This window comes from Pseudoalteromonas thalassia (assembly GCF_049257215.1).
GTDB classification, from domain to species: domain Bacteria; phylum Pseudomonadota; class Gammaproteobacteria; order Enterobacterales; family Alteromonadaceae; genus Pseudoalteromonas; species Pseudoalteromonas lipolytica_C.
On sequence record NZ_JBMMUE010000019.1, the window covers coordinates 61,868 to 84,769 of the forward strand.

Annotated in this window: 15 protein-coding genes; 6 read left to right on the forward strand and 9 right to left on the reverse strand. The window is 41.0% G+C overall.

Annotation, left to right across the window (positions count from 1 at the left end; translation table 11 throughout):
- The first annotated feature begins 5 nt into the window (after positions 1-5).
- Positions 6-1,367, forward strand: a complete 1,362-nt coding sequence (locus AAEU31_RS18180) for a hypothetical protein (RefSeq protein ID WP_138558547.1) — start codon at positions 6-8, stop codon at positions 1,365-1,367.
- 37 nt (positions 1,368-1,404) lie between these two features.
- Here the strand turns inward: AAEU31_RS18180 and AAEU31_RS18185 are convergent, their stop codons facing one another.
- The 8 genes from AAEU31_RS18185 to AAEU31_RS18220 all read right to left on the reverse strand — a co-directional run bounded on the left by AAEU31_RS18185 (position 1,405) and on the right by AAEU31_RS18220 (position 13,134).
- A complete protein-coding gene (locus AAEU31_RS18185) occupies positions 1,405-1,668 on the reverse strand; it encodes an outer membrane protein assembly factor BamE (RefSeq protein WP_135924299.1) in 264 nt (87 codons plus the stop codon).
- Positions 1,669-1,679: 11 nt separating this feature from the next.
- Positions 1,680-2,513 (reverse strand): CsiV family protein, encoded by an 834-nt coding sequence (locus AAEU31_RS18190; RefSeq protein ID WP_421967954.1) that lies wholly within the window; start codon positions 2,511-2,513, stop codon positions 1,680-1,682.
- Entirely contained in the window at positions 2,513-5,986 is a 3,474-nt protein-coding gene (gene mfd, locus AAEU31_RS18195; protein ID WP_421967955.1) for a transcription-repair coupling factor, read from the reverse strand. Before mfd ends, AAEU31_RS18190 begins: the two co-directional genes overlap by 1 nt.
- 29 nt (positions 5,987-6,015) lie before the next feature.
- Positions 6,016-6,909 carry a carbon-nitrogen hydrolase gene (locus AAEU31_RS18200; RefSeq protein ID WP_235382359.1) on the reverse strand — a complete coding sequence of 298 codons (894 nt, stop codon included), beginning with the start codon at positions 6,907-6,909 and terminating at the stop codon, positions 6,016-6,018.
- Positions 6,902-7,960 carry an agmatine deiminase family protein gene (locus AAEU31_RS18205; RefSeq protein WP_421967956.1) on the reverse strand — a complete coding sequence of 353 codons (1,059 nt, stop codon included), beginning with the start codon at positions 7,958-7,960 and terminating at the stop codon, positions 6,902-6,904. Before AAEU31_RS18205 ends, AAEU31_RS18200 begins: the two co-directional genes overlap by 8 nt.
- An 84-nt stretch (positions 7,961-8,044) precedes the next feature.
- Positions 8,045-8,638, reverse strand: coding sequence for a PilZ domain-containing protein (locus AAEU31_RS18210; RefSeq protein ID WP_135924304.1), 594 nt, complete (start codon positions 8,636-8,638; stop codon positions 8,045-8,047).
- Positions 8,639-8,743: 105 nt separating this feature from the next.
- Complete coding sequence (locus AAEU31_RS18215) at positions 8,744-11,917, reverse strand: efflux RND transporter permease subunit (RefSeq protein WP_421967957.1); 3,174 nt, start codon at positions 11,915-11,917, stop codon at positions 8,744-8,746.
- Positions 11,918-11,931: 14 nt separating this feature from the next.
- A complete protein-coding gene (locus tag AAEU31_RS18220) occupies positions 11,932-13,134 on the reverse strand; it encodes an efflux RND transporter periplasmic adaptor subunit (RefSeq protein WP_421967958.1) in 1,203 nt (400 codons plus the stop codon).
- A 447-nt stretch (positions 13,135-13,581) separates the two neighbouring features.
- On the opposite strand from AAEU31_RS18220, the gene AAEU31_RS18225 reads away from it, so the two are divergent.
- From AAEU31_RS18225 to AAEU31_RS18235, 3 genes are all read left to right on the forward strand, one after another.
- On the forward strand, positions 13,582-14,142 hold the full coding sequence (locus tag AAEU31_RS18225) for an RNA polymerase sigma factor (protein WP_135924307.1): 561 nt from the start codon (positions 13,582-13,584) through the stop codon (positions 14,140-14,142).
- Complete coding sequence (locus AAEU31_RS18230; protein WP_421967959.1) at positions 14,139-15,209, forward strand: FecR family protein; 1,071 nt, start codon at positions 14,139-14,141, stop codon at positions 15,207-15,209. The genes AAEU31_RS18225 and AAEU31_RS18230 overlap by 4 nt, the downstream gene beginning before the upstream one ends.
- Positions 15,210-15,424: 215 nt before the next feature.
- Positions 15,425-18,241: a TonB-dependent receptor plug domain-containing protein gene (locus AAEU31_RS18235; RefSeq protein WP_135926272.1), complete on the forward strand. Its 2,817-nt coding sequence runs from the start codon at positions 15,425-15,427 to the stop codon at positions 18,239-18,241.
- Positions 18,242-18,300: 59 nt separating this feature from the next.
- On the opposite strand, the gene AAEU31_RS18240 is transcribed toward AAEU31_RS18235, so the two are convergent.
- Positions 18,301-18,699 carry an ExbD/TolR family protein gene (locus AAEU31_RS18240; RefSeq protein WP_421967960.1) on the reverse strand — a complete coding sequence of 133 codons (399 nt, stop codon included), beginning with the start codon at positions 18,697-18,699 and terminating at the stop codon, positions 18,301-18,303.
- Between the two features lie 289 nt (positions 18,700-18,988).
- On the opposite strand from AAEU31_RS18240, the gene AAEU31_RS18245 reads away from it, so the two are divergent.
- Both AAEU31_RS18245 and AAEU31_RS18250 read left to right on the forward strand, forming a co-directional pair.
- Positions 18,989-19,966 (forward strand): catalase family peroxidase, encoded by a 978-nt coding sequence (locus AAEU31_RS18245; protein ID WP_421967961.1) that lies wholly within the window; start codon positions 18,989-18,991, stop codon positions 19,964-19,966.
- 325 nt (positions 19,967-20,291) lie between these two features.
- The gene (locus AAEU31_RS18250; RefSeq protein ID WP_421967962.1) at positions 20,292-22,520 is read left to right on the forward strand and encodes a hypothetical protein; all 2,229 of its coding nucleotides are present in this window, start codon (positions 20,292-20,294) and stop codon (positions 22,518-22,520) included.
- The last annotated feature ends 382 nt before the right edge of the window (positions 22,521-22,902 follow it).

Here is a 22,902-nt window from a genome sequence, read left to right on the forward strand (position 1 = left end):
TGATATTGCTTAAACAAGACGAAAACCTATCTTTTATTATTGAGCCTGAACTCACTCCCCGTGCAGAGCAGCGCTTAGATCTGTATTTCTCAATCCCTAATGAGATGAGTGTTAATCCACAAACACTTAGTGAAGAGTCATTTTTTAATAACCATTTCAAATCACATTTAGCTTATAACGCCAACAATATTCATTTACCCTTGGTGAGAAGTCGCTTTGTTAGTAAAAACAAAGGTGAGCAGCAAGATTATCGACAAAATTTAAACTTATATTGCTACCAAGTTCGTTTAGCGCTTAATGCTGATATTAAAGACACCTTAAAATACCAAGAAGCTGAAGAGTTTTATCCTGCAGCCATTGAATTATGTGAGCAAACCAAAGGGCTGCTTAAAAAGCTGAGACGCTACACACCAGATGATGAAAAACTACTGCCATTTTATAAAAATGCCGATAACTATTTAAGTTGGCATGTTGAACAGTCATTTTTAAAGTTACTAGACGAAGGGCCACGCAGTAGCGATTTTGCAAAAGAGCGCAGCGAGCTATTGGAGTTTTGTAAAACTGAAAATAGTTACCGTGACGAGCAGGAATATAACTCGCAATCAACCCTTGAAGATGCCAATCGAATCACTAATAAAATGCGCCTGTTACAACGTTTGATTGAACATGGTGTGGTTTTAACTCGTCATACCCGACATTTGAATAGCTATTTAAAGCGCATTGTGAAGGGATCTGTAACGGCTGTTATAATGGCCTTTGTAATGTTAGTAGTGTTAAACGCCCGTTCAACCTTTACTGAGGTAACTGCAACCTTAATTTTGATTTTAGGTGTAATTTATGGGCTGCGAGAGATATTCAAAGAGGATATTACCCGCGTTATATGGCGAGCAATAGTAAGAGGGCGGCCAAAATGGCGTTTTCAATTTAGAAATAGTATCACTAAAGACCGCATTGCTAGTCAGTATATTTGGCTAGAATACGAAGCTTTTAAGCGTATTCCCAAAGAGGTTAGACAAATCTTCTCTAAGCGTCGCCATCAGAACAAGCAGGCTTCTCAATGGTTACATTTTGCTAGTGAAACACACGTTAATGCTAAAGAGTTTTTACCGGGCTACGATACCCTACAACAAACGATGCAATTTAGTTTAGCGCCATTCGCACGTTATTTAAAACGCGGTGAAGGTAAACTTTATCATCTTGAAAGCAATAAAATATCTAAGCAAGCAGTTGAGCGTAGGTATCAACTAAATATGGTATTGGTTTTTTCACAAAACGATGAAAAAACACTGATGCAGCGCTACAAAATCACCTTAAATCGCAGCAAAATTGTTAATATTGAAAGGATATATTCGACGTCAGTTAAATAAAGAGAAACGAGGGTGGTACATTACCACCCTGATAGGTTTATTTAGCGTCTAAACCTGTTTTGCTGTACAGCGACACTTTATCTGAAACTAATGTAATTTCGATATTTTTGTCTTTGCTACCCCAAATACAATTAGTATGAAGTGTTTTTTCTTCGCACTTATCAGCCGAGCCTAAAATCGCTTCAACTTCAGCTTTATCCATACCGATTTTAATTTTTTCATAGTTTTCTAAGTTAACTTTTGAACAGCCAGCTAAAGTAAGCGCTACCGTTGCAGCAGCAATTGCCATATATTTTTTCATAATAGTTTCCATTAATGGTTATAACGTCTTATTTGTACAATCATCCCCATGCGAGGGTGATCGAAATAATGAATTTCATTACTTATTACACGCTTAAATTGTGAAAAACGTGCTTTTTCATAGTCGCCACTCTCTAAACGCTGACTAATATCAAAATCAGCATGAATAAACAGGTAATGGCGAACGTATATTTTCATCAAGCCTTCTAATTCCCACTTCGGTATCGTTTGTAACTGTTCGGGAATATATTGCTGTACCGGGCTAACTAGATTAATAAAGTCATTATCAGTAGTTGCTTGGCTATCGAGCGCTTGTGAAAAGTGATCACCTGAAAACAATCTAATACTGGGGGCTTTACTTTCGCTCATTTCAGGAAAACGCCAACCTGTGTGAAGTATCGGCGTGAGACCTTTACGATCTAGTTGCTTTTTTTGTTCGATAAACTGTAGCTGCTCGGGCGCGAGTAGATAAATTTCATCCGTGTCGTCGCGAGCTTCGACTACGGGTGTTACGGGTAATTCGTCATAACTAGATAAATAATCAACACTTTCATCGCACACGTTAGAGTGGGGATTCGAGGTAATAATAGCATCTGCAAATGTCGTAGACTGAAATCGACTGTCGCCATTTAAGCACTCTTCTCTAGCTTGCGCTGTATAAGCTGGAGAAAGCAGATCTTTTTCGCGCTTAGCAGTAATCTCATCATGCTTTAAAGAAAAATCTTCTTGTAAATAAGGTGCTGGGCGTTGTTTATAGATAAGTACTTCAATTTCAAACCATCTCGTTGCAAACGATGAGCTTGTAAATAAGCAACACAGCAACAAAAAACTATTTCTTAACAACATTAATGGCTAACCTTTTTCTCGAAATCTGCAATCATTGCAGTGACCATTTTTAAGCGTTCGCGAGGGTTTGCCTCACTAATCGCAAAGCGCAATTTATTCGCGCCATCCATTTTATACACCTGCGGTGCACTTTGTATCAAACCTATAATGAAGCTAGGGTTAACCTTTGTATGCTGGCTAAACTCAAAATAACCGCCTTTCGGATTTGCTTCAATTTTCTTAATGCCAATATTGCTTGCTTGCAGTTTTAATTGCTGCAAACTAAATAAGTTTTTAGTGGCATCAGGCAGCAGACCAAAGCGGTCTATTAGCTCTACCTGTAATTCGTCCATATCGTTGAGGTTAGCACAGCTTGCAATGCGTTTATAGATTCCTAAACGAGCATTTACATCATGAATATAATCTTCAGGTAATAAGGCTGGTAGTTTTAAATCAACCTCAGTCTGTTGACCTAGTAAATTCTCAAGGGTTGGCTCTTTACTTTCTTTTAATGCGTTAACGGCTTGCTCAAGCATTTCCATATACAAACTAAAACCAATGGTTTGCATTTGCCCTGATTGGTCGTCACCAAGTAATTCACCCGCTCCACGAATCTCTAAATCATGGGTAGCAAGTGCAAAGCCAGCGCCTAGATCTTCAAGCGATTCTATCGCTTCTAAACGTTTTACAGCGTCTTTGGTTAACGACTTAGGATTACCTGTTAGAAGATATGCATACGCTTGGTGGTGGCTTCGGCCAACACGCCCTCGTAACTGATGTAGTTGTGCAAGCCCCAGCTTATCTGCTCTATCCATAATAATGGTGTTGGCAGTGGGTACATCGATACCGGTTTCGATAATGGTGGTACACACAATGACATTATATTTTTGGTGATAAAAATCACTCATAATTTGCTCAAGCTCGCGCTCTCGCATTTGACCATGTGCCGTTGTAACACTGGCTTCGGGTACCCATTCACTGATTTCTTCAGCAACACGGTCGATAGTTTCAACATTATTATGTAAGAAATACACCTGACCACCGCGTTTAATTTCACGCAGGATTGCTTCGCGAATTAGTTCTGCATCCCTTTGTCTAACAAAGGTTTTAACCGCTAAACGTTTTGCAGGTGGTGTGGCAATAATTGACAGGTCACGCATACCACTCATTGCCATGTTTAAGGTACGCGGGATAGGGGTTGCTGTAAGTGTTAAAATATCAACATCGGCACGTAATGCTTTGATTTTTTCTTTTTGACGCACACCAAAGCGGTGCTCTTCATCAACAATTAATAAGCCCAAATCTTTAAATTTGATATCTTGTTGAATAAGCTTGTGTGTACCAATAACGATATCTAATTTACCCTCAGCCATTTTATCTAGGGTATCTTTTTGCTCTTTTGTAGAATTAAAGCGTGATAAAACACCAACTTCAATTGGTAAATCGGCAAAACGATCTTTAAAGTTTTCATAATGTTGCTGAGCAAGCAGTGTTGTTGGTACCAGCACCGCAACTTGCTTGTTATCGTTAACGGCCACAAAGGCTGCGCGCATTGCCACTTCAGTTTTACCAAAGCCAACGTCACCACACACCAAACGGTCCATCGCTTGTTTACTTTGCATATCACCAAGAACAGACTCAATGGCGTTGCGTTGATCGTCAGTTTCTTCAAATGGGAAGCTGTCGCTAAACTGGCGATATGCACTGCCATCAAGCTTAAATTGGTTACCCGGTTTTGCTTGGCGTTTAGCGTAAATATCTAATAGCTCAGCAGCCACATCACGAACTTTTTCGGCAGCACGTTTTTTAGCTTTTTCCCACGCATCGGAGCCTAATTTATGAAGCGGGGCAGAGGCTTCTTCGCCACCAGAATAGCGGCTCAGCATATGTAACGCTGAAACAGGTACGTAAAGCTTCGCTTCGTTGGCGTAAATGATGGTAACAAACTCGGTGATAACACCGGCAGCATCGATGGTTTCAAGCCCCTGATAGCGGCCTACACCGTGGTCAAGGTGCACGATTGGCTGGCCTTCTCGTAGCTCAGCAAGGTTACGAATAAGCGCATCTTGGCTGGCTTCGTATTTGTGTTTACGGCGTCGACGCTGCGATACCTTAATACCTAATAATTCTTGCTCTGTGATAATGGTTAAACGCGGTTTACCGTCTAACACCACACTTTGTTCAAGTGGCGAAACGATGAGGCCAACATCGCTTGTACTATTGGTAAAATCGCTAAAAGTTTCAAACTCTTTGAGCTTTAAACCACTTGGTTTTAATAATGTCAGTAATGATTCGCGGCGGCCATCCGATTCAACCGAGAGCAGCACGCGGCCTTTTTGTTTTTTCTCGCTAGCAACATAGTTTATTAAACCTTGATACGGTTCATGTAACTTATGATCTATACGTACATTTGGCAGCTCTTTACTGGCAAGGTTTGTATGGCCTGCTTTGGTGCCTAATTTGGCTTGTGATAAACGAATACGTGCGTATTTACCAAATTCACCAAACAGCTCATTAACACTTTGATAGAGCTTAATTGGCTCAAGTAGTGGTCTAAGTGGATCAACACGGCGATTTTCGTAGCGTACATTTACATCGTGCCAAAATTGGTCAGCAGCATGCTCAATATCGCCAAAATGCATAAACGTCGTATTGCTTGGTAAGTAATCGAAGATAGTCGCCAGTCCATCAAAAAACAGTGGCATGTAATATTCGATACCGGCAGGCCAAGTTCCTTTGGTAACCTGCATATAAATTGAGTCTTGCTCAGAGCTTGCGCCAAATTGTTCACGATAATTGATACGAAAACGCTCGATGTCTGAGTCGTTAGTTGGAAACTCGTGAGCTGGCAGTAACTCAATTTTGTCGACTTTTTCATCAGAGCGTTGGCTTTCAACATCAAATAAACGAATGCTGTCGAGCTCATCATCAAAAAAGTCTAAACGGAATGGGTGTGGGCTACCCATAGGGTATAAGTCAACGATAGAACCACGGATAGCGTATTCACCATGCTCCATCACTTGTTGTACATGTAAATAGCCCGCTTGCTCAAGGTTTTCACGCAGTGTATGGGTATCTAAGGTATCGCCCACTTTAAAGTTAAGGGTTGAACCGTAAATAAACGAAGCAGGGGCTGTACGTAGCATCAAGGTTGATACTGGCACGATTAATACGCTTTGTTGTTCTTTTTTTAATGTATTTAAGGTGGCTAGGCGTGCAGAAATAATATCTTGATGCGGCGAAAAATGATCATAAGGTAGAGTTTCCCAGTCAGGGAAGACCATGACTGGGTTTTCAGGCAATAGAAATTCGAGTTCAGTTTCAAGGCGAAGGGCGCTTGGCGTATCTGGGGTGACAATCACAACCAGCTCGTTGTGTTGTTTTACACCTTCTGCGATGGCGATGCTAAGCCCGCTACCGGTAAGTTGTCCCCATTGAATTTTATCTTTTTCAGATTTTACCCAAGGCAATGCTGCCCATTGCGCAAACGCCATTTACTACTCCTTTAAACTGTTTTTACTGCTTAGTCTCGATAAATCTTGGTTAAGTCCTGATAGTGATCGATACGACGATCACGAAGGTAAGGCCAAATTCGACGAATGTTTTCACTACGCGCTTGGTCTAATTCAACAACCAATAATTGCTCATCACTGTTGTTAGCTTCGGCTAAGATTTCACCTTGAGGGCCTGCGATAAACGAGTTACCCCAGAACTGAATACCTTCGCTTTGACCGCTTGGATCACTTTCGTGACCAACACGGTTACAGCTGATCACCGGTACACCGTTGGCAACTGCATGGGCGCGTTGTGAAATAACCCACGCGTCTTTTTGACGTGTTTGTTCGTCTTTTTCATCACGCGGATCCCAGCCTATGGCTGTGGGGTATATTAAAATTTCAGCACCGGCCATTGCCATTAAGCGTGCAGCCTCTGGGAACCATTGATCCCAACACACTAACACGCCTAATTTGCCAACAGAGGTTTGAATAGGCTGAAAACCTAAATCACCCGGTGTGAAGTAAAATTTCTCGTAAAAACCTGGGTCATCAGGAATATGCATTTTACGGTATTTGCCGGCAATACTGCCGTCAGTTTCTAGAACCACAGCGGTATTGTGATAAAGACCTGTGGCACGCTTTTCAAATAATGATGACACGATCACCACATTTAATTCTTTAGCGAGTGCGCCTAAGGTGTCTGTGCTTGGGCCCGGAATTGTTTCTGCTAAATCAAAAACGTCTACATCTTCGGTTTGGCAAAAATACAAACTACGGTGCAGCTCTTGAAGAACAATTAGCTTAGCGCCTTGGCTTGCTGCATCACGAATACCAGCAATAGATTTTGCCATATTGTCTTGAGCATTATCGGTGTTTGATTGCTGAACAAGAGCAACCTTTAAATGCGTTGGTTTAGTCATTGTTTGTTCCTGCTAAAAAGCCGCGCGGTAATTGCATTGTAATACAGTGAAGGCTGCCAAATTGGTGAATAATTGGCACGCAATTAATACCAACCACAGTATGATCTGGGTATGCTTTGGCAACCTGACCAAGCGCAAGTTGGTCGTTTTCATCACCATAAATTGGTACTAAAACGGTTTTATTGATAATTAAATAATTAGCGTATGTGGCAGGGAGTCTGTCACCATCTTCATTGAACACTGCTTTTGGCCAAGGTAAGGCAATCAGCGTGTAGTTTTCACCATCTGCTGTTTTAAATGATTGCAGTTGCTTTTCCATTGCATCAAGGGCAGCAAAATGCTCATCATTTTTATCATCGCACTGTACATATACAAGGATGTTGTTTGGTGCAAAACGTACCAGTGTATCAATATGGCTGTCGGTATCATCACCCGCAAGGTAACCGTGATCAACCCAAAGGAAAGACGTAGCGCCAAGTTGCTCAACTAGCGTTTTTTCTATATCTGCTTTTGTAAGTGCTGGGTTACGATTTGGGTTTAACAAGCACTCGCTTGTAGTCAGTAGTACGCCGTGCTCGTTGATTTCGACGCCGCCGCCTTCAAGAACCAGTTCACTTTGCTGATAACCATTTTTAGGGTTTGCAACTTGCTTTACAAGCACTTGGTTAATTTGGTTATCAAGTTCACTTGCAAATTTATTGCCCCAACCATTAAAAATAAAATCCATTACTTTTAATTCTGTTGCGTCATCAATATTCGCACAGGTTAATGGGCCATGGTCGCGTGCCCAAGTATCGTTACAGGGTGTCACCACAAAGTGAATGCGCTTAGCATCAACATTTGCGGTTTCAAGTAATCCGGCAATATGTGCTTTAAGGGCATTATCATGGGCCACAATGACAACATCTTGTTGCTGGCTTACTGCTTGGCAAAGTGCCACATACACAGGCTCTACAGCCGTTAAATTTGCAGCCCAATCAGTATCTTGGTGTGGCCAAGTAAGCATAACAGCATCTTGCTCAGCCCATTCAGGTAAAAGTCTAAATTTCATGAAGGTAATAAACAAACTAAGGTGGGGCTAGTTTAGCATTTTAGCCATAGATGTCAGCTTTTTGTGCGCGATAAAGCGTGATTTTTAACTGTCTTGCGAATTGTTTTCTTGTTGACGTTTTTTTAGTTGGCGAGTTTGGGCATGTAAGGCCGCTCTGACGACTAAATCTTGGTCAGCATCACGAATCGCCGTAAACAATAAGGTATATTGGTATTTATCATCATCACATTTTTCAATGGCGACTAATTCGGTATAGCAATAAATGGCAGATGCTTCGTGTTGTAAGAATAATTTAGTGCGAAATGTCTGTCCAAGTTCATATACTTCTGATGAGGTTAATTTTACACCGCCACCGCCATAGCTATCGCAATAGTTAGCGTCATCTTCTGGCTGTTCAGAGGCTAAAATATGGCTCATAATTAAATCAATTTTACGTGATTGTGCTTGTAAAAATAGTGCTAGTTCTTGTGCAACATCACCTAGGTTTCTAAGCGGGCGTAAGGTTGCTTGCTCAAGCTCATTTACTTCGTTAGCAAGTTTAAATAAAGCGGGGATATCAGCTTCGAGTTCAGCATTGGTTTTTGGCACAGCTTCAGGTTCAACGGCGTATAAATTGACGCGATTGCTCTCGTTGATTTGAAAAAATTGTTCAAATTCGGCTAATTTTTGATTATTCATGCTGCACTCCACACATCTTTCCTTAATACTAGCGCTCGAAGCAGTAAATTGCTAGTAATCAAATAATCAAAAAAAAGGGCAAACTTATTGTTTGCCCTTCATTTTTTACAGGTTACCCTCTTGGGTTTTGACATGTTCTTGCTGGTGATGTTTTGCTATCTCATCAGCAAGCTCTTGTCTTGAGCGTTTTTCAGTTAACTTACGCGCCGTTAACCAATAAAAGAACAGTGGCACAAAGAATACCGCAAGGAATGTTGCAGCCATCATACCGCCCATAACACCCGTACCAACACTATGACGAGCTCCCGCACCTGCACCAGAGCTCAGCACTAACGGCACAACACCTAAAATAAAGGCTAGAGAGGTCATAATAATTGGTCTAAAACGTAAACGTGCAGCCTCAAGTGCAGCAGTACTTGCGCTCCAACCTTGTTGATGTTTCATCAAGGCGTATTCAACGATAAGAATCGCGTTTTTACTGGCAAGACCAAGTAGTGTGACAAGACCAATTTGGAAATACACATCGTTTGTCATACCGACAACCCATACTGCTATAAGCGCACCAAATGTACCAAATGGGAGAGCAAGCATCACAGACAGCGGTAGTGACCAACGCTCATAAAGAGCTGCTAGAATTAAAAATACCATGATCACAGCAAGACCTAAGGCAATGCCCGTGGTACCTGAACTGCGTTTTTCTTGGAATGCAGAGCCTGTCCATTCGTAGGTCATATTAGGTGGTAGTACTGCTTGTGCAATACGTTCTACCTCAGCAATGGCTTGCCCCGAGCTGTAACCCGGTGCTGCATTACCCATCAGTTTAACTGCTGGTAAGTTGTTATAACGGTTAAGGTTTTCAGGGCCACGGCTATACTCAATAGTGGTAAAGGCTGAAAGCGGCACCATAGTACCTTGGTTGTTTTTAACATAGATACGACCAATGTCATCAGGCTTCATTCTAAATTCAGCGTCTGCAGACATTAGTACTTGCCATGCGCGACCAAACTTATTGAAGTCGTTAACGTAATAAGTCCCTAAGTTACCCGCAAGGGCAGTGAACGCGTCATCAATTTCGACACCCATGGCACGCGCTTGCTCACGGTCAACATCAACACGTAGCTGTGGTGCATCAGGGCGCCAAAGTGTTTGCAAGCCACTGATGGTAGGGCTTTTTTGGGCTTCAGCTGTCATCAACTGCATTGCATGTTGTAGTTTATCTGGGTCACTGTCACCTTTGTTTTGAATGTAAAACTCAAAACCACCAGTATTACCTAAACCAAAAATAGCCGGAGGGTTAAAGGCAAGTACAAGCGCCTCTTTAATACCCGCTGTTTTCATGAAGAGCTCTTGCACTAGCGCTTTGGTATCAACTTCACGCTCATCCCAATGCTTTTGAGTCACGAATAAGGTTGCAGCACTGTTTTTGTAACCACCGCCAATAAAGTCAAAACCTGTAAACGCCACCACGTTTTCGTTCGCTGGGTTTGATTGTACGGCTTTTACAACTTGCTGTGTGACTTGCTCGGTGCGCTCAAGTGATGACCCATCAGGTAAGAAGATGGCAGAGATGTAATAACCTTGGTCTTCATCTGGTACAAGTGAACCAGGCGTATTTTGCCAAAGGCCAATTGTAGCAACAACCATACCCGTCATTAAGATCACACCTAACAGACCACGGCGTACCATAAAACCAACAGCACCTACATAACGGCCAGTGATCTTGGTAAACATGTCGTTAAACCATAAGAAAAAACGGGCGGTTTGTTTGTGTTCTTGTTTTAAAATAAGCACACAAAGAGCTGGCGTCATAGTTAAGGCAACCACACCCGATAAACTTACAGCAATCGAAATAGTAATTGCGAACTGGCGGAATAACTCACCGGTTAAGCCACCTAAAAATGCAATTGGCACAAACACAGAGCAAAGTACTAAAACAATTGCCACCACTGGGCCACTTACTTCGCCCATGGCTTTAACGGCAGCTTCTCGAGCACCTAGGCCTTCTTCGTGCATAATACGTTCAACGTTTTCGAGTACCACGATGGCATCATCAACAACAATACCAATAGAGAGCACCATACCGAATAAGGTGAGTGAGTTAATTGAGTAACCCAGCATATACATGCCAGCAAATGTGCCTAGTAGTGAAACCGGTACTGCAAGAGTCGGAATAAGCGTTGCGCGCCAGTTTTGTAAGAATAAATACACCACTAAGAATACCAGTACCATGGCTTCAAGCAGTGTTTTTACTACTTCACGAATTGATACTTCAACAAAGCGGGTTGTGTCGTACGAGGTTAAATGAGCAAGACCAGTAGGGAACTGGCTTTTCATTTCTTCAATAACACTGTTTACTTCTTCAGCCACGTCAAGGGCGTTGGCACCGGGTTGTAAGAAGATACCTAGCAGTACCGCTTCTTTACCGTTAATCGTCCCTTTGAAGTTGTAATCCTTCGAACCGAGCTCAACGCGGGCAATGTCTTTTAAGCGTAAGCTACTGCCGTCAGTATTTGAACGAATAATGATGTTTTCAAACTGCTCAGGCTCAGATAAACGGCCTTGTGCTGTAACACTATAAACCAGTTCTTGTGGAGATTGAGTTGTTGGCGTAGCACCAATTTTACCTGCGGCATATTGCGAGTTTTGTACGCGGATTGCGCCGGCAATTTCTTCAACCGTAACCCCTAATTGGCTCATTACATCAGGGCGTAGCCAAATACGCATAGCATAATCTTTAGCACCAAAAATTTGTACACTCGTTGTACCAGGAATTCGTTTAATACGGTCAAGCACGTTCATAGTAACATAGTTAGATGTCCATAAACTCGAGCGTGTACCATCTGGTGAGTAAAAGGCATGCACTTGTAAAAAGCTAGAAGAGCCTTTTTGAACCACGACACCTTGGCGGCGTGTTTCTTCAGGTAAACGTGCTTCAACCTGTTTTACACGGTTATTTACGTTTACAGCGGCTTGGTCAACATCAGTGCCAATTTCAAAAGTAACTTCGATTGTGGTTGAGCCAGCACTGGTTGATGTTGATGACATATACATCATGCCTTCAACACCGGTAATGGCATTCTCTATCGGTGTAGCAACGGTTTGTTCAAGTACTCCTGCAGATGCGCCAGGGTAGGCCGCGGTGACTTGTACAACCGGTGGTGCTATTTCAGGGTATTGCGCAACTGGTAAGCTACGCATCGCAGCAAGGCCCGCAAGCACAATAACAATAGATATAACAAACGCAAAAATGGGTCTGTCTATAAAGTAACGAGAAAACATAAGACTCCCTGTGCTTATTCTGCGTGGCTTGAGTTAGTGGTTGGTTTGCCAACATTGACTGGCATACCCGGGAAGAAAATACGTGCCATGCCATCAACAATAACTTGGTCGCCTTCTTTTAACCCACTGCGGATCAACCAAAAATTTTGGTATTGCTCGTTTTCTGGTTTTTTGATCCATTCACCTACAGTGACAGGGGCAGGTAACGCAACATCCATGCCTTGCTCGTTTTTGCTTACTACATAAACAAATTTACCGGTGCCGTTATCAAGCACGGCACGTTGTGGCACGATGAAAGCGTTTTTGCGAACTGCACCACTTAACTCAACGCGCACGAATTGGCCCGGGCGAAGTTGGTAATCAGGGTTAGGGATAATTGCCTGAAACTCACTGGTACCTGTGTTCGGGTTAATACGGACATCAGAGAAATTAACTTCACCGGTTTTGCTGTATAAAGAACCGTCTTGTAATTTGATTTGTGTTTGCCAGTGGCCTTGCTCAGGTAAAGTGAGTGAGCCATTTTTAACATCTTGACGCATTTGTAATTGTTCACGCTCAGATAAGCCAAAACGAATACGAATCGGATCAAACTGAGTCATTTGCGTTAATAATAAATCTGGGCCAGAAACATAAGTGCCTTCAGAAACAAACTCACGACCCATTACACCTGCGACAGGGGCTTTAACTTGCGCATATTCAAGATTAAGTTGTGCTTCTTTCAAAGCTACTTTAGCGGCAGCTAAATCTGTTTTTGCAATATCATTGGCTGAACTTGCGTTATCGTAGTCACGCTGCGAAACGGATTTCTCGGCACGTAGCTTTGCTAAACGTTTTACATCACGTTCTGCCTGAATTAAAGCTGCTTTTGCGCCATCAAGTGCTGCTTGAGCGCGGTCAACCGCAAGTTGATAAGGTTCAAGGTCAATAGTGAATAATGACTGGCCTTGCTCTACACGTTGGCCCTCTTCAAAGTTACGTGACTCAAGAATACCGGTAACGCGAGCACGAACTTCGACTTCTTTTGAACCTGATAACGTTGCAGGCAGCTCGATAGTAAAAGGCACATCTTCAGTTTTCATGGTCATTGTGGCAACCGCAGCTGGGTGCATTTGACCTTGCTGCTCCGGTGCTTTAGAGCAAGCAGATAAAAGTATAGGTGCAGTAACCAATAATAAAGCAGATAAAGATAATTTGGCAGGTGCGAAAGGCAGACGCATGTTTACTCCACAGTCCAATTGTTAAGCAAGTAAGCAAAGAAATGCCATCCAAAACTCAAAGGCAGTCCTATGCAATTTTAAAGTTCGATTAGTTTATACCCAAAATAGCAAAAGGTACACCCTTTAGTTTACTTTTGCTCGGATTATATCGATACAAAAAACTACTTTAATGAGGATTATTAAAACGAGTTAGCAAAGTAAACCAGTAGAAATCATATTTATCTACTTTTGAGGCTTTGTTAGTCATTGTTTATTAGATTTACTGTGATGGTAAGTTGGTTATACAAATGTACTCAAATCAGCAATTTGCCTTAAATAAATGTAAGGTATAAATATGATTTTATTTGGGTATATTAACGTGAGGCACAAAATTTTAACAAATGGCTTGTAATTAAACTGAAATCTCGTACCCTAAAGCAATAAAAATATAATAAATGTGAGTTAAGGATGACAGATAGAACAGGTGTGATCACCGCTTTTACTGAGATATCGAGCAAGCTTAGGCGCTTTGTATCACGTATCGTCAGCCCTGATGATGTAGAAGATATTGTGCAAGAGACGTTTATCAAAAGTTATGAGGCCGATCTTAGACAAAATATCGAGTACACTCATAGTTATATGCTGAAAACGGCAAAACATTTAGCACTAAACCATATTGCTAAATGGGATAATAAATATAAAGAGTCGTTAGATGAGCAACAACAAGTTGAGCATCAAATGCGCTCAATGGCCTTAGAAGATGAAGTGACCTCAAAGGAACGCTTTTTGTTTTTTTGCCGAGTAACTAACGAACTAAGTCCACAAGTAAAAAAATGCTTTATTTTAAAGAAAGTCTACGGCCTAAGCCAAAAGGAAATTGCTGCTAAAATGGAACTCAGCGAAAGCACTGTTGAAAAACACATAGCCAAAGGCTTATTACATGTTCACCGAGCAATGAAATCTCACGACGTTCAAACCCACAGTCACCCTACAACCACAGAGTTCGCTGCAAAAGAGGTGAACAAATGAGTAATGTTCACCCGTTTTCATCAAAAGAAATGATTCAAGAGCAGGCGAGTCAGTGGATAAGCGCCATTGACCGTGGTTTATCAAAAGATGAAGTAAGCCAATTACATATGTGGGCCCATCAAAGTGCTGCTCACCAAGAAGCACTTTTTGAGCTTGCAAGCTTGTGGGATGAAATGAGTGTACTTAACGAGCTAAGTAGCCTGTTTCCTTACAAAGCACCACAAAAACAACCCGCAGTATTTGGCATGGCAACAGCCGCCAGCTTTTTAATTGTGATGCTGTTTGGTTGCATTATGTTGATTTATTCTAGTTATTGGCAAAGTGAAGAGAACGATTACGCGAAATTTAATAAGATTTACCGGACAAAAGTGGGTGAGCAAGCTACATTCGTTTTGCCAGATAGCACAATTGTACAACTTAATACCAATACAAAACTTGAAGTGGCTTATACGGGAACTCGTCGCCAGTTAATTTTAAACCGTGGCGAAGGGCGTTTTAACGTTGCTAAAGATGCAAGCCGTCCATTTACAGTGATCGCGGGTGATAAATCTTTTACTGCACTTGGTACAGTGTTTAATGTTCAGCGAAATACTGCATCAGACTTAGAATTAGTGGTCACTGAAGGCAAAGTAATGATTGCCGATCCAAATACTCATGTTGATGCAAGTGACTTTGACAGATTAAAAAGTGCTTCAGATAACAGCTCTGACATAAAAAAACTAAAAGCGAATGTTGTTATATCTGGTGAAAAAGCGCTGATTAAACACAGTAAAACCGAGCCAATTAAGCAGCTTTCAGCAGATGATGTGCAACGCGATCTTGCATGGCAACATGGAATGCTGATCTTTAGTGGTGAACCATTAAGCGAGGCACTTCAAGAAGTTAGTCGTTATACAGCAACGAGATTTGAGCTTAGCGATCCTGAACTTGCATCTTTGAAGGTAGCTGGTGTGTTTAAAGCTGGCGATATTAAAGGCCTACTTGATTCACTACAGGCAAATTTATCAGTTAATCACCAACGTTTGGGTGAGCATCGTGTTAGCTTAACGTTCGCTGCAAAAGGTTAGTTCTGCCTATGAGAATACGCCAATATTATGATGTTAATTGTGCGCCACTTTCTCGTCACAAAAAATTAATTAAAAAAAAGTTAAATTTACATAGTGGATTTTTTTCCCTCACCTGTTTGTTTAAGTTGCACAGTAAGCAATTGCAGTTGTTACCAGCCTCATTTGTTGTTTATGGCCTTACCGTCGGCCAAACAGCAATTGCAGCTGAAAAACAAATGCTGCAATTTGACATCAAAGCGCAACGAGCTGATTTGGCTTTAATCGAATTTGCAAAGCAAACCGAACAAACAGTCATTTTTTCTTTCGAATTAGCGAAGCAATATCAGGCACAATCGTTATTTGGTTTTTACACTAAACTCGATGCACTGAATGCGATGCTAGAAGGTACTGAGCTTGATGCGGTTGTTGATCAACAAGGCTTGCTGAGGATAAAACTCAAACAAGTAGATAGGAAAGATAACAACATGATCAAAGTATCAGGGGTCAGCGCTGCAGTCGTGCCATTACTGCTAGCCGCCAATACGCAAGCATTAGCAGAAGATCAAGCAGCAGAACAAAACATCGAAAAAATTGCCGTTGTCGGTAGCCGTGTAGCAGGACGCTCGGTTGAAGATTTACCGGTTCCGGTTGATATTTTAAGTGCTGAAGCACTTGAGAATACAGGCCAAACAGAAGTAGGCCGTATGCTTCAAGCAATCGCTCCATCGTTTAACTTTTCAAGCTCGTCTATCAGTGATGGTACAGATGCACTTCGCCCAGCAACATTGCGTGGCTTAGGACCAGATCAAACCTTAGTGCTTATCAACGGTAAACGCCGCCATCAAGCGAGCCTTATCCACATTAATACGTCAGTAGGTCGTGGTACAGCTGGTACTGACATGAACGCTATCCCTGCTGCTGCAATCAAACGTATCGAAGTATTACGTGATGGTGCTGCTGCACAATATGGTTCAGATGCGATTGCAGGTGTTATCAATATCGTATTAAAAGACGCCGAAGAAGGCGGTAAAGCCGCTATCAACTACGGTGAGTATTCAGAAGGCGATGGTGAAACGGTTACTGTTGATTTCAACAAAGGTTTTGCTTTAGGTGATGAAGGTTATCTTAACACCACAATTAATTACCGTGACCGTGCGCCTACTAACCGTGCAGGCCTTCATGGTTCTTGTCAATTTTACGGCTGTACAGAACTTGATGACGGTACATTATTAGCCGGCGATCCGCGTGAGTTAACAGCACCTCGTGATACGTTTAGAATTGGTGATGCAGATTCACAGCAATTTGCTTTAACGATTAATACTGGCTACGAATTAGCTGGTGGTGAATTATATGGCTTTATCACCTATTCAAATCGTGAAAATGAATCAGCAGCGTTTTTCCGTCATAACGCAAATGCAAATGGTAACCCAGTATTACAAGATGGTGATGCAACCATTCCTATGGGTTTCTTACCTAAGATTAATACCATCATTGATGACGTGTCTTACAACGTGGGCTTTAAAAAGTCGTTTGATAATGATTCAAGCATTGATTTATCGTACACCTACGGTGAAAACAGTATTGATTACACAACAAGCGACACTATCAATGGTTCATACGCAAACTACCTTCGTTATAACCAAGGTTTAAGCGCTGATGAAATTCGTGCCACTATCCCGCGTTCAGCGTATGCATATGGCCTTGAATTATCGCTTCAAACACTCAACCTTGATTACACTAAAGATTACGACAATTTTTCATTAGCACTAGGTGCTGAGCTGCGTACTGATGAGTTCCGTATTCTTGAAGGTAGTGAATACGCATACCGTGATTACGACACAGTTGATGGCGTTAGCATTTACTCAGGCCTAAATGGCGGTGTTGGTAGTGTTGATGCAGCAAGTGGTACGCAAGGTTTTGGTGGCTCAGATCCGGCATCATCAGTTGATGAGTCGCGCGATGTGATCTCATTCTACATGGATGCAGAAACCTATGTAATCGATGATGTCATCATCTCAGGTGCGGTGCGTTACGATAACTACAAAGGCTTTGGCGATACAGTTAACTTTAAGCTAGCGGGTAACTGGTCAATTACTGAAGATGTGTCTTTACGTGGTGCACTAAGCACAGGTTTTAGAGCGCCTTCAATGCAACAACTTTACTTTAATAACGTAAGTACACAGTTTGTTGTGGGTGATGATGGCAGCTTAGTCGCTGAGCAAGTAGGTACGTTCAGAAACGACAGTACCTTAGCGCAATCAATTGGTATTCCTAAGCTAAAAGAAGAGAAATCACAAAACCGTAGTTTAGGTATTGTGTATAACGTTACCGACAATATCAATTTAACCATTGACTACTACTCGATTGATATCGACGACCGTATCGTTATTTCTAACCGTTTAGGTAAAGGTTTATCAGATACGCTAGATGCTGCACTTGAAAGCTCAGGTGCAGGTGCGGGTCAGTTCTTCTTAAATGGTGCAGACACAGAAACAGAAGGTGTTGATTTAGTTGCCACATGGAACACAGAAGGCCTTGGCGGTACGCTTGATTTCACCTTTGCTGCTAACTTCACTAAAACAGATGTGGTTGATTTATTTACGCCATCAGGCAGTGGCCTTGAGACTATTCCGGTAGAAGATGTGTTTTCTGCGCAAGAAACCTCAATTATTGAAGAATGGCAACCAGAAGACCGCATTAACTTAAGTGCGCTTTACCGTTTAGAAGATTGGACTGTAAACCTATCACTAAACCGTTACGGCGAGTACACAGTTGAAGACGGTGGTCGTCAAACATACGGTGCTGAAATCTTAACTGATGTAAAAGTTAACTACTTCTTTAACGAAAATCTGTCATTTAACATTGGTGCAAATAACTTATTTGATGTTTACCCAGATAAGAACACCATTGGTAATTCACGCTCGGGTACGATTGTTGATGCAAGCGGCAACACAATTGTTTCAAGCCCAGGTGTATTCACTTACTCACGTCGTTCAGCACCATTTGGTTTTAACGGTGCGTACTATTACGTAGGTGCAGAGTACAAGTTCTAAACTCCCTTTAGATTCTTTTATTATTTAACTTTGCAAAGGGCCATTTGGCCCTTTTTTAGTTATAAAGACGTACTTATAGAAATTGGCACATCTTGATATTGTTTTATTTTATCAAGCAAGGTGACCAAGGTTTTGTGGCTGCTTTGCTCACTTGCTGTTACTTGCACATTGGTCATTTCAAACTGTGCGGCAAATAACGCAAGGTTAGCGATTATCTGCTCTGGTGTGATAAGCCGGTTTGCAAAGTAAATACTGTCGTTTTCAGAAATAGTAAATTGCGCTTGTTTTTTCGGGTTTTCAAGGCTTGGTTTTGCTAAAGGGCGATTCACTTCAATAGCGCGCTCTTTAACAAACGAGGTTGTGACAATAAAAAATATAAGCAAGATAAACACAATATCGAGCATAGGAGTCATATCTACATCAGCGTTTGCAGTGGTTTTTTTATGTTGTTTCACCATAATTAGATCCTTGTTGTTTTTGACCAAGCCACAAAATTTACCATTAAGTGACTAGCCATAGGCGTGTTAAGAACATGGATTATTTTTTAAAATGCTGGGCGCCACAGCAGTTTTTAGGATCCTAAATTTAAAGTTAGCAGCTTTTTAAAATACTGTAGTTAATTAAATATTCTAAGTTTATTAAATATTTGTAGCGCTTTTGTTGGTAAAAATATTTATTAACTTTGATGAAATCATTTTGAAGTTTGTCTGGTCATTTTTGTTGGAACTAAGTTTAAAGGATGGATAAATGCTAAAAATTAAGTCTTTAGTTTGTGCTATGTGCCTTGTATTACCAACAGCAAGTTTTGCTGAGGAGCCAGTAAACGGGCAAGATTTTATTAATTTATTTGAGAAGCTGTCAGGTAAGCAGCCCGGTATCAGAAAAGGTCACGCCAAAGGGGTGTGCGCTGTTGGCACATTTACACCTAATCAAGCAGCAAAACAGTATTCAATCAGCCCTTTATTTAACGCAGCGTCAAAAGCAAATATTCGCTTTTCTATGGGCGGTGGTAATCCTCATGCTGATGAAACATCACGCTCGCCGCGTGGAATGGGGGTGCAGTTTGTGCTAGAAAATGGTGATGTACATAATATTGCAGGGCTTACTACGCCGGTATTTGCAGGTAATAGCCCTGAAGCATTTTTTGGTTTGCTAAGTACCTTAGTACCTGACGAAAAAACTGGTCAAATCGATTTTGCGAAAGTAAAAGCATACAGAGAGCAAAACCCGAGTACCTTAGGACAATTTAACTGGCTACAAAGCCATAACCCGCCAGCATCGTATGTGTCTTCGCGTTATTTTGGTGTGCATACCTTTTACATGGTTGATGAAAAGGGCGCTAAGCATGCCTTTAGGTGGACCATGGTGCCAGAAGAGCCAGAGCAGGTACTAACAGAAGAACAAATGAAAACACTCCCTAAATCATTTCTGGCTAAGCGACTTGAACAAGATTTAGCAAAAGGGAGGGTGCATTATCGTTTTCAAGCTGAATTAGCCGAGCCCGGTGATACGTTAACTGACCCTTCAGTTCGTTGGCCCGCTGATCGCAAAACAATTAATTTAGGAAAGCTCACCATAGAATCGACAGGTGAGTCAGGCTGCGACCTCACTAATTATGACCCTAATCTATTGTCTAAAGGCTTTTTACCAAGCGATGACAAAGTACTTAAATTACGCTCAACAGCTTATGCGATTTCATTTGCAAAGCGTTTAACGGGTCAATAAGTCTTTAGTGTATCTGTCAGGTTTGATTAAAAGGAATTAATATACCTGACAGGTGTGTATTTGTGAGAAGCAGTCTGTCATATAAATTCGTTTTGGACAGAAGTTATTTAGAGTTATCGCTCTGAAACTTCAAGCGTTCATTATTTCAGTCGAGCTATATCGTGAGCCGATACATATGCGCCATTAAGGAAGGTCACATATGACTCATCTACGCAACAAACCATCAAGAAGTCATTGAATAAAATCAAATACTGTGTCTAAATAATCTAATAATCACGTTTTGCAACTACCCGTCTCTAACCCATACTAATCAAATGAAGACATTATGACTAAAACCTCAAACTACGATCAATCTGATATTGAATTGCACGCTAAAAACAAAGGGTTTGATTATCTTTCTGGTGAACACAAGAACGGGTTATCGGTACACATCTTACGCTGTCAAAACTGCGGTTATGTTGAAGAAAAAACGTCTAAAACAATCGTCTCCACAAATAAAGGGCAATGTAAAGCACAACCATGTAATCCCAAAGGCGTTTATCCCCTAATTTACTTACACCAAACCAATCAAGAAAGAGAATGGTACTTGACTATAGCTCGGCCATTTACCGAATCCATTGACACAGTTCTTATTCATAAAAATAGAGCAGATGAATTTATATTTTGGCGCAATGGAGGTGAAAATGGAGTGATCGAAGTAGGTTCACTATTCACTAAGAAAGGTGAGCGAGATCCATCTAAACCTAAGCGGAAGGCTGCCCCTCAGTTAAATAATGCTCAATTAGAGGAGCTTTGTAGAAGTAAAGGTCTAATAGTTGCTGGGGATATAAAGCCTAGGGCGAAAGAAACAACCTATAAAATCACAAAATGTGGCTGCATGATTGAGCTTACCTTCAAGCAGGTTGAAAGCTTCGTTGATTGCTTAAAGTGTTATCCTTTGGAAGTTAGAGCTTTCGATGACTTCAACCGCTTTCTAAAACCTTTTCATAAGTACCTGCCAAAGACCATTGGCGGCCTCAATCTTGACAACAAGCAAAGCCAGCAATTAAGACACAATGCAAAGGTAGAACGCAATCAATTACTTTCCATTCAATGTGATATATGTGGAACTTTGAACAACTCTCGTTCCTTTGACAAAGTACGATATAGAGGGTTTACATACTGTGATAACCCAGAATGTTCCACTACATATTTAAGTAAAGACCTAGAAAAAAAAGATAACTCGTATTACCAAAAACTATTTGAGGAATATAAAGTTATTTCTTGGAGCGAATTTCAATTACTATTTCCTAAAGCATCATCATGGATTTTCAGTTCATATCAACCTGATAGAAATCAACCGCACAATAAGATTTATAAATATTTATCAACTGAGAATAATTTACTTAGTATAGATGCTAGAGAATTTACAAATGATGAGCTTAGGGAATACATCAAAGAAGCCGCCAACAAAGGTCTAACATCGAAAGATCAAGTGCTTAGCGAGATGCCTCTGCCTATGAGACGCTTCTGCAATAGATTAAAATATCGTGGAATCAGTACATTAAATGACATTATGACCGATGAAGGATTTCAACTTAAAACCCAACCATATGATAAAATTATCAAAGATCTCCCCAGTGCTATAGAACAGATAGAAAATAATCCCGTAAATAATTGGGGGGCGCTATCGACTTACTTTCCTACACTTTGCGCACGAATTTATCAGCTGAATCTAAAAGAAAAAGTATGCAGTCACTTTGGATGGAACATCTTAGCACAGTATTCAATACTCACGGATAGGGAGTTATTCGATTTGGCTCTAAAGGAAATCGAAAACCAAGGTATAAAAAATGCCACTGATTTCTCAGACCAAACAAGTTACGGACTTTGGAATAACTTAAACGAACGTGGGTTACTGCGTGATTTATACCGTCATTGTGGTTGGAAAATGATGAACTACTATGATACATGGAATTTTGAACAAATGATTAATCACACAAAATCATTTGTATCGATAGCCCATTGGTCTATCGAGTGTGCTGGTAGTTACAAAGCAAGTTTGAGGTTTGGCTGGGTAAATAAGATTGCCAGAGCCCACGAATGGTTCGATAAAAAAGTACCAGACAATCACGGCAATTACTTTCCTTCACGAGCCGAAGCTTTAACTTCGAACTTATTAGTAGCTTTGGGTATAAGGTACAAGCATGATCTATCTATTGATAAATTCTCTGGGCCTAGAGGCGGTACTTGTCGTTGCGACTTTTTTTTAGATGACTATGACATCTGGATAGAAGTTTGGGCTTACGCTTTACATGAAGATAAAAGGCCAAAGGATAAATTCGAAGATTACATTCCTACTAGAGAGTACAAAACTGAAAACTACGTTAGGAACAACATGGATCTATTAGAACTAGAAGGAGGTATTGTCGCGAGAAGCGTTAAAGTTGGAGGCAAGAAACTACGTGGTCAATTAGACTACCTTGAGCACTGTATGGATATTCTATCAAAGAAAATCGTTTGTGTTTCACTGTCTCCAGCAGAGTTAAAAAATCTAAAACTTCAGAGTTTCTGATAGTTAAATGCAAAAAGCAACTGTCTCACTAATGAGTTTATTCGGGTCCACTCGTAGACACATGGGTTCAAATAGCCATGTTTTCTTCCGCTCATCGACTTGACTGCAGGTAGCGCGTAATAGAGCCATGTCTAGTGGCTATTGTCGTATATAGGTGTTAGAAAGCTAAGAAATCTCCCTTCAAATTGCCATGTTCATATATGAGTCGTAACAAACTTTGGGGCATTTCGTGCCAGCTAAGATCAATCTGACACGTTGATGGATAGAATCGACTTAACGTAAATGCTCTACAATCCTGCTTTCAGGTAACTTTTTGTATCCAAAAACGTCTAAGGCTACTTTTATTAGCGGTGGTCGCAATAGAAAGTTTTAGGCATAAATG